The 8133-nt window shown below is 76.5% G+C and carries 7 protein-coding genes and 1 pseudogene; 1 reads left to right on the forward strand and 7 read right to left on the reverse strand.

Annotated features, from left to right (window positions below):
- The 7 genes from PYV61_RS16565 to PYV61_RS16595 all read right to left on the reverse strand — a co-directional run.
- On the reverse strand, positions 1-948 hold a 948-nt coding region (locus tag PYV61_RS16565; RefSeq protein ID WP_275833594.1), incomplete at its 3' end, for a histidine kinase.
- 8 nt (positions 949-956) lie between these two features.
- Positions 957-2120: a PQQ-binding-like beta-propeller repeat protein gene (locus PYV61_RS16570; RefSeq protein ID WP_275833597.1), complete on the reverse strand. Its 1164-nt coding sequence runs from the start codon at positions 2118-2120 to the stop codon at positions 957-959.
- On the reverse strand, positions 2117-3637 hold the full coding sequence (locus PYV61_RS16575; RefSeq protein WP_275833599.1) for an MBL fold metallo-hydrolase: 1521 nt from the start codon (positions 3635-3637) through the stop codon (positions 2117-2119). Before PYV61_RS16575 ends, PYV61_RS16570 begins: the two co-directional genes overlap by 4 nt.
- A gap of 106 nt (positions 3638-3743) precedes the next feature.
- A complete protein-coding gene (locus tag PYV61_RS16580; RefSeq protein ID WP_345785252.1) occupies positions 3744-4334 on the reverse strand; it encodes a DUF6702 family protein in 591 nt (196 codons plus the stop codon).
- Positions 4335-4357: 23 nt separating this feature from the next.
- Positions 4358-6451 (reverse strand): M1 family metallopeptidase, encoded by a 2094-nt coding sequence (locus PYV61_RS16585; RefSeq protein ID WP_275833603.1) that lies wholly within the window; start codon positions 6449-6451, stop codon positions 4358-4360.
- Between the two features lie 35 nt (positions 6452-6486).
- Complete coding sequence (locus PYV61_RS16590; protein ID WP_275833605.1) at positions 6487-7143, reverse strand: HupE/UreJ family protein; 657 nt, start codon at positions 7141-7143, stop codon at positions 6487-6489.
- Between the two features lie 95 nt (positions 7144-7238).
- Entirely contained in the window at positions 7239-7655 is a 417-nt protein-coding gene (locus tag PYV61_RS16595) for a globin family protein (RefSeq protein ID WP_275833607.1), read from the reverse strand.
- A gap of 110 nt (positions 7656-7765) precedes the next feature.
- On the opposite strand from PYV61_RS16595, the pseudogene PYV61_RS16600 reads away from it, so the two are divergent.
- A pseudogene (locus PYV61_RS16600) lies at positions 7766-8133 on the forward strand (hypothetical protein); the annotation flags it as partial.

The following is an 8133-nucleotide window of genomic DNA, read 5'->3' on the forward strand; positions in this document are numbered from 1 at the left end:
CCCCACGCCGCCGCCGCGCGCCGGGTCGGCGGCCGCGGGGCCGGGGCCGTCGTCGCGCACCGTCAGCACCAGCGCGCCGGCGTCGGGCGCCGCCGTGATCTCGACGCGCCCCGGGCGCTGCAGCCGCGCCACCCCGTGCTCGAACGCGTTCTCGACCAGCGGCTGCAGGATGAACGACGGGACGAGCGCCCCCGCGACGCGCGGGTCCACCTCGCACCGCACCGACACGCGGTCGGCGAAGCGGATGCGCATGATCGCCAGGTAGCGCTCCAGCAGCGCCACCTCGTCGCGCAGCGGCACCTCGTGCTCGGGCTCCGCGCGCAGCGTCAGCCGCAGCAGCTCGCCGAGGCGCGTCAGCATCGCGTCGGCCGCGTCGGGGTCGCGGTGCAGCAGCGCGGTCGCGGCGTTGAGCGTGTTGAACAGGAAGTGCGGGTTGAGCTGCGCCCGCAGCGCCCGCAGCTGCGCGTCGGAGAGGCGGGCCTCGAGCACCGCCGCCTGCGTCTCGCGCTCGCGGTAGCGGCGGTAGAACTCCCACGCGTGCAGCACGCCGGCCACCGCGCCGAACGCGATCGTCTCGCCGATCATCGACCCGAGCAGCAGCCCCGCGAACGGGAGCTCGTTGGTGTCGGGGAGGTACGGGCGCACGAGGTGGAAGAGCGCCGTCTTGCCGAGCACCGCGGCCGCGATCACCCCGAGGTGCAGCGGGAGCCGGGTGGCGAGGTGGCGCCGGTCGAGCGGGCGGCGGCGCGTCACCCACACCAGCAGCGGGACGAACACGCCGCAGCAGTACCAGTCGGCGAGCGACCGCACGGCCACGTCGCCGAGCCGCAGGGGCGCGCCGCGGTACGACAGCCAGAGCGCCGTCTCGACGACGTCCAGCAGCGCCAGCGCGGTCCACAGCCCCGCGCCGACCAGCCACCCCACCAGGGTCCAGCGATCGGTGCGCACCGGCCCAATCAGCGCGCGGCGCCGGGCGCCGTCAATGCCGCCGCGGCGGGCCCCCACCCCACGCCGTCCGGGCCGCGCCCGGCGGCGTGGCGCGCCACCACGCGCCCCGCCGCCAGGTCGCGCACCGCCGCCGCGTCGCGGTCGCCGAGCGTGACGAAGGCGGTGCGCCCGTCGGCGGCGATCTCGACGCCGGTGGGCTGCCCGAGCCCGCCGATCGTCGCCTCGACGCGCGCCGCGGCCACGTCGAGCACGTGCGCCGCGCCGCACCGCGCGTCGGCCACCAGCGCGCGGCGCCCGTCCGGCGACACGGCGATGCGCACCGGCGTCGCGAAGCCGGCCACGGTCGCCCGCACCGCGCCGGTCGCGCCGTCGAGCAGGCGCACCGTCCCGTCGCGCAGGCTCCCCACCAGCACGGTGCGCCCGTCGGGCGTCACGCCGATCCCCTCGACCGGCGGCGCGCCGACCGCGCGCTGCCACGCGCGCGCCCCCGTCGCGCGGTCGAGGCGCGTCACCGTGCCGTCGATCTCGTCGACCGTGAAGACCGTGCGCCCGTCGCCGGTCACCGCGAGCAGGTGCGACCCGGCCGCGTCGGTGCGCAGCGTCCCCGCCACCGCCCCCGCCGCGAGGTCCACGTCGGCGACCGTGCGGCTGGTCTGCGCGGTGACCACCACGCGCCCGGGCGCGCCCGGGACGAACGCGACGTCGTGCAGCCCGCGGTGCGCGCCGACGTCGATCACGCGCGCCACGCGCGCCGCCGCCAGGTCGATCACGGCCAGCCGCCGGCCGTCGAAGTCCCACACCTCCTGCCCGCGCACGCGCCGCATCGCGCCGCGCGCGCCGAAGTCCGTCACGACGCCCCACCGCCCGTCGGGCGACACCGCGGCCTCGTGCGGGTCGCGGAGGTCGAGCGCGATCCGCGTCGCCGTGCCGGTCGCGAGGTCCACGACCGTCGCCGTGCGCGCCGACGGGTTCGCGACCAGCAGGCGCCCGGCGCGCGGCGTCGGCGGCGCGTCGCCGCCGGCCACGGGCGGCGTGGTCGGGAGGCACGCCGCCGCGCGCGCCTCGATGGCGGCGCCGACGTCGTCCTGCGCGTCGGGACGCCCGCGCAGCGCGGCCGCGGCCAGCGCGGCGCCGAGGAGCACGACCAGGGGGAGCACGACGCGGCGCCTCATTCCGGCGGGAGCACGGGCATCGCCACCAGGTCGTCGAACTCCGCGGGGCTGAGCAGCGTGCCGTGCGCGCCGGCGAAGGTGCGCACCTTCCACCCGCGCCTGCGGATCCACTCGGCGAGGTGCCGCGTCGTCTCGGCGTTCGCGCCGCGCTGCGCGACGCCGCGCGGCGCCTCGATCAGGTCGGCGTGGTAGAGGATCCCCTCCCGCGGCAGCCACGCCACCAGCATCTCGTCGGCGTGCGGGCTCGGCCCGACGTCGTGCAGCTCCACGGTGCGCGTCCCGTCGCCGAGCGTGCGGCGGCCGCCGGCCAGCACCTCCACGCGCGCGTCGGGCGCCGGCCGCCCCGGCCAGGCGCCGAGCGTCGACGCGGGGGCGGACACGACGCGGCGGAAGAAGTCGGCGTTCCCCGGCGTGACCAGCGTCGTCGCGCCGGCGGCGGCGAGGTGGCGCACCCCCTGGAAGTGGTCGTCGTGGTGGTGCGTCGGCACCGCGTACCGCACCGGCTTCCCCGGCGCGAGCGTGGCCAGCCGGTGCAGCACCTCGGGCGTCCCGCGCGGCGGCGCGTCGATCACCGCGACGTGGTCGGCGAAGGCGACGGCGAGCACGCTGCTCCCGCCCGCGCGGATCGTCCACACGCCCGGCGCGAGCTCGGCGACGGGATCGGCGGCCGCCGCGGCGGCCAGCGGCGCGAAGCCGGCCGGCGGCGCGAGCAGCGTGTCGGGCACCGCCTCGCCGAGCGACGCGGACACGTAGCGCAGCGCGCTCACCCGCTCGCCGCCGCGCCAGGTCGCCGAGCGCGCGGGGAGCAGCACGCCGCCGAGCGGGCGCCAGTCGTGGTACTCGGTCACGACCTCGGTGTCGCCGGCGAGCAGGTCGGGGGAGACGCCCATCGTCGCGCGCAGCCGCCGCGTCGCCGGGTCGAAGCCGAGGACGAGCTGCCCGCCGTTCTGCAGCCCGACGAGCACCGCCTCGACCACGCCGCCGCCGGGGAGCCGCCGCTCGCCCAGCCACTGCCGCCGCCCGAGCGCCTGCGGGTCGAGCGCCGCCGCGAGGAAGAACTGCGGCAGCAGGTTCAGGTTGCCGAGCTGCGTCTCGGCGGGCGGGTACTGCTCGGTCGAGTAGCGCTGCGCGCGCACGTCCACGTTGTAGTGGCGCGCGCTGTCGCTGACGAAGCGCGTGGTGTAGGCGAAGCCGCCCGGGTAGCCGCGCGTCTGCTGCTGCACCAGCCGCCCGCGCGCGAGGTCGAGCCAGAGCGCGTGGCGGCGCACGGTGCTGTCCCAGGGCGCGGCGGCGCGGCGGCTCTGGTGGCGGTGGTAGTCCCACCCCTCGAGCGTCACGCGCGCCGTGCGCGCGGCCCGCAGCGCGTCGGGGCCGCCGTGCGCGGCCAGCGCGCCGTCCAGCACCGCGGTCGCGCGCCGGTGCGCGTCGAGCGGGGAGGGGGCGGGGGCCTCCTGCGCCGCCGCGGCGGCGGGGAGGAGGAGGCAGCAGGCGGCGAGGAAGCGGGCGGGGCTCGGCACGGGTCGCTCCGGGGCTCGGGACGCCCCCACCGTGCGACGCCCGCCCGCCGCGCGCGAGGGGGCGCGGGACGGGCGCACCCCTCGGCGGGACGGGCGCGGACGGATCCTACTCGGGGACCGCCTGCGCCTTCTCGTCGCCGGCCGCGAAGAAGAGCGAGGTGCGCTTCTCGGCGGGCATGCGCACCACGACGGCGAGGTTCTGCTGGTCGCGGAAGTGCTCGAACAGCAGCGCGTCGCGGACCGCCAGCGCGCGCACCGGCCGCGCGGCCGCCATCTCGACCACGTACACCCGCATCGGCACCCCGCCGGCGTCGCGCTCGTCGCGCGCCTGCAGCACGCGCGCCGCCAGCCGCGCCCCGTCGGCCGTCACCGTCACCGCGCGCGCGAAGTAGCGCGCGAACGCCGAGTCCCCGGCCGCCGACGAGAGCACCAGCCGCGGCGCCCCCGCGTGCCTCCGCACCGCATCCTGCAGGTCGTCGTGGAACAGGCGGACTTGGGCGGCTACCGTCGCGCCCTCGACCACCAGGCGCATGTGGGAGACGTGGACGTCGTGACGGCCGGATACGGCGTGGTCCGATACGGCGTGGTCCGATACGGCGTGGGCAGGTACGGCGTGCACCAGCCCCGCCGCGACCATCAGCCAACGCCTCGTCTGACCACGCCTCATCGGATCACGCCCCATCGGATCACGCCCCATCGGACCACGCCGTATCTGGATCGTCAGCTTATCGGTCGCGCCTGCGCCGGCCGCCCCCACGCATTGTTCCCCCGATTCACGTCCGCGAACCCCTGGTCCGGGTCCAGCTCGACGCCCACCACCTCCTGGTCCGAGAAGAAGCCGTACTCGAACCGCTTCTCGTTGCGGCGCCACACGTCCACCGGGAGCTTCACGCGGCGCGTGCTGCCGTCGGCGAAGGTGAGCTGCATCTCGACCGGGAGCACGAGGCCCCCCTTGTTCTCCAGCGCCACGCGCACGTAGCGCCGCCCGCGGCTCGTGCTGCCCACCAGCGAGTCGGCCGCCTGCGAGCGCACGTCGGCCACCGCCTGGTCGTTGACGTGCGTCGTGTAGAACCAGCCGCGCCAGAAGTAGCTCAGGTTCTCGCCGGCGCCGTCGTCGAGCGAGCGGAAGAAGTCGCCCGGCTGCGGGTGCTTGAACATCCACCGCTGGCTGTACTCCTTGAACGCCGCGTCGAACAGCGAGTCGCCGAGCACCTTCTCGCGCAGCATCACCAGGCCGGCGGCCGGCTTGGAGTAGCCGTTGTTGCCGAAGTTCGCCTGGATGTCGTTCGACTCGGTCATGATCGGCGACTGCGCCGTGTCCTGCATGTAGCCGACGATGTTGCGCGCGGGGCCGCGGCGGCTCGGGTAGCCGCGCTGCCAGTCCTGCTCCGCGTAGTACTGGAGGAACGAGTTCACCCCCTCGTCCATCCACGTCCACTTGCGCTCGTCGCTGGCCACGACCATCGGGAACCAGTTGTGCCCGACCTCGTGGATCGTGACCGAGATGAGCGCCTTCTCCGTCGCGTCGCTGTACGTGCCGTCGGGGTTCGGGCGGGCGCCGCAGAACGCGATCATCGGGTACTCCATCCCGAACACCGGCCCGTGGACGTTCACCGCCTTCGGGTACGGGTACTCGAACGCCATCCGGCCGTACGTCTTCATCGTCTGGATGGTCGCGCGCGTGCTCACCTTGTCCCACAGCGGCATCGCGTCGCGCGGGTAGATCGAGTGGATCTCGACCACGCGCCCGTTCGTCGCGCCCCCCGGCGGGTAGCGGAAGCCGGCCGCGTCCCACACGTACGTGTTGCTCGACACCCAGGCGAAGTCGCGCACGTTCTCGGCCGTGAAGCGCCACGTCAGCGGGCCGCTGCCCGCCGGGCGCGACGCCGGCGTCATCACCTCGTCGGGGCGCACGATGAACACCGGCACCGTGTCGCGCAGCGCCTGCGCGAGCCGCGACCGCTGCGTCGCCGTCAGCACCTGCGCGGGGTTCTGCAGCACGCCGGTCGCGTCGACGATGTGGTCGCGCGGCACGGTCAGCGACACGTCGTAGTTCCCGAAGTTCAGGTAGAACTCCCCCTGCCCGAGGAACTGGTCGGTCTGCCACCCGTTGACGTCGTCGTACACGGCGGCGCGCGGGAACCACTGCGCGATCTCGTACAGCCAGCCGTCGCGCACCTTCTCCTTGGCGCCGCGCCCGTTCTGCCCGCCCTCGGGCACGAGGAAGCGCCAGTCGATCTCGACCACCGCCGTCCGCCCGGGCGCCAGCGGCGCCGCGAGGTCGACGCGCAGCATCGTGTTGTTCAGCACCCGGCGCGCGTCGCGCTTCACGCCGGCCGCGCTCACCGTCTGCACGCGCGACAGCGTGTAGCCGCCCTGGAACGGCTCGGCGGCCAGCGCGCGCTGCGCGGCGGGCGAGAGGCGCGTCCCGACCGCCGGCGTCGACAGGTTGGCGCGGCTCTGGGGGTCGTCGATGTTCTGGTCGAGCTGGAACCAGAGGAAGCGCAGCGTGTCGGGGCTGTTGTTGTGGTACGTGACGCGCTCGCTCCCCGTGACCGCCTGCTGCGCGGTGTCGAGCGTCGCGCGGATCACGTAGTCCACGCGCTGCTGCCAGTAGCGCGGCCCCGGCGCCCCCGACGCGGAGCGCGCCTGGTTGGCCGGCGGCAGCTCCTCGAGCGCGCGGAAGACCGAGCGGTTGGTGCGCTCTTGCTTCGCCGTGGAGTCGAGCCACTGCTGCGCCCCGAGCGGGGCCGCGAGGGGCGCGGCCGCCAGGAGCCCGGCGGCGAGCGCCGCGAACGGACGGAGGTGGGACATCGATCGGGTGGGGGAAGGGTGGAGCGGCGCGGGGGTCACGGTACCCCCGCGCCGCCGCGCAGTGCCGGGAGCCGCTGGAGCAGGAGGAGCAGCGAGAGCCCGGCCGTGGCCCCGCCGAGGAGCAGCACCCAGTCGCGCCGCGCCCCCATGACGCGCGTGACGACGGCGCCCGCCAGCAGCGTCGCGGCCACGATCAGCAGCTGCCCCGCCTCCAGCCCGAGGTTGAACGCCAGCAGCGGCAGCGCGATCGACGCCTCGGCGCCGAGCAGTGCGCGGAGATACGAGGAGAACCCGAGGCCGTGGACCAGCCCGAACCCCAGCGCGAGCGCGTACAGCAGCGGGCCGCCGCGCGGCCCCTCCGCGTCGCCCCCGCGGTCGCCGCCGCGCCGCCACCCGCGCGAGTCGTCGACCCGGCGCGCGAGCGCGATGGACACCAGCGCGGTGACGAGGATCGTCGCCGGGATCAGCGCCTCGACCACGCGCGCGTCGGCGACGACCAGGCGCAGCGTCGCCAGCGCCAGCGTCACCGAGTGCCCCACGGTGAACGCGGTCACCAGCACGACCAGCCGCCGCCACGCGCGCGCCGGGTAGGCGCCGGTGAGCGCGGCGACGAACAGCAGGTGGTCGTAGCCCGCGAGGTCGGCGATGTGCGCGACCCCGAGGCGGAGGTAGGCGAGGAACTCGGAGCCCATGCGCGGCGCGGGGGACGCCGCGTACGCTAGGCGCCGGCCGACGCGGGCGGGAGCGGCCCCGCGTTACCGATGCGTTCGGACGCGCCCGGGCGCCCTCAGGCCGCCGCGGCCTGCGCCTCGATCATCGTCGTCGAGAGGAGCGCGTACGCGTCGGTCCAGGCGGCGCGCGCCGGCGCGTCGAACCGGTCGCCGAGCCCCTGCTCCAGCGTCCAGAGGAGCGCCGCGCCGACGGTCGCGTAGTGCGACCGCTGCACGCCGTACCCCACGTGCCGCCGCCCCAGCGCCTGCACCGAGCCGACGATGCGCGGCAGGTCGTCGAGCCCCGCCACGACGACGGCCAGCGTCTGCATCAGCTTCAACCCCTGCGCCTGCATGTCGGCCTGCGCGAACAGCCGCCGCAGCGACGGGTCGAGCTCGAACAGGCGCCCGTAGAACAGCTCGGCGGCCTGCGGCGCGATCGGCGCGACGAGGTCCCAGGTGCGGCGGATGTGGGCGGTCTGGTCGGGACGCATGTCGGGACTGCGGGGGAGGAGGGTCGGGGAATACCCGGAGATGACGAGCGGCCGGCGGCGAGGTCATCCCGCCGCCGCGCGGGGCGCGCGCCTTGCCCCCTGCCGCCGCCATGACCGCCGCGCCCCTCCCCGCGCCGCGCGCCGCCGCCGCCCGCGCCCTCGCCGCGCTCCTCGGCGTGGTGCTCGCCGTCGCCGCCCTCCGCCTCGGGCGCCCCGTGCTGGTGCCCCTGGTCGCCGGCGCCTTCCTGGCCGTGCTCGCGCAGCCGCTGCGCCGGCGCGTCGCCCGCGCGCTCCCCGACTGGGCGGCGCTCGCCGGCGCGGCGCTGGCGCTGCTCGTCGGCGTGCTGGCGTTCCTGGGGGCGCTCGGGTGGAGCCTCGCCGAGGTCGGGCGCGAGCTGGCCGACCGGCGCGACGCGCTGAGCGCGGCGGCCGACCGCGTGCGCGCGTGGGCGGCCGAGCGCGGGCTCCCGGTGCCGGG

Source organism: Roseisolibacter sp. H3M3-2 (assembly GCF_029211165.1).
In the GTDB taxonomy this organism is placed as follows: domain Bacteria; phylum Gemmatimonadota; class Gemmatimonadetes; order Gemmatimonadales; family Gemmatimonadaceae; genus Roseisolibacter.

What these genes read in the sequence shown, in the direction of transcription:
- PYV61_RS16570 (WP_275833597.1), bottom strand. Translation starts at nt 2,120, where the DNA reads ATGAGGCGCCGCGTCGTGCTCCCCCTGGTCGTGCTCCTCGGCGCCGCG.
- PYV61_RS16580 (WP_345785252.1), bottom strand. Translation starts at nt 4,334, where the DNA reads ATGGGGCGTGATCCGATGGGGCGTGATCCGATGAGGCGTGGTCAGACG.
- PYV61_RS16585 (WP_275833603.1), bottom strand. Translation starts at nt 6,451, where the DNA reads ATGTCCCACCTCCGTCCGTTCGCGGCGCTCGCCGCCGGGCTCCTGGCG.
- PYV61_RS16590 (WP_275833605.1), bottom strand. Translation starts at nt 7,143, where the DNA reads ATGGGCTCCGAGTTCCTCGCCTACCTCCGCCTCGGGGTCGCGCACATC.
- PYV61_RS16595 (WP_275833607.1), bottom strand. Translation starts at nt 7,655, where the DNA reads ATGCGTCCCGACCAGACCGCCCACATCCGCCGCACCTGGGACCTCGTC.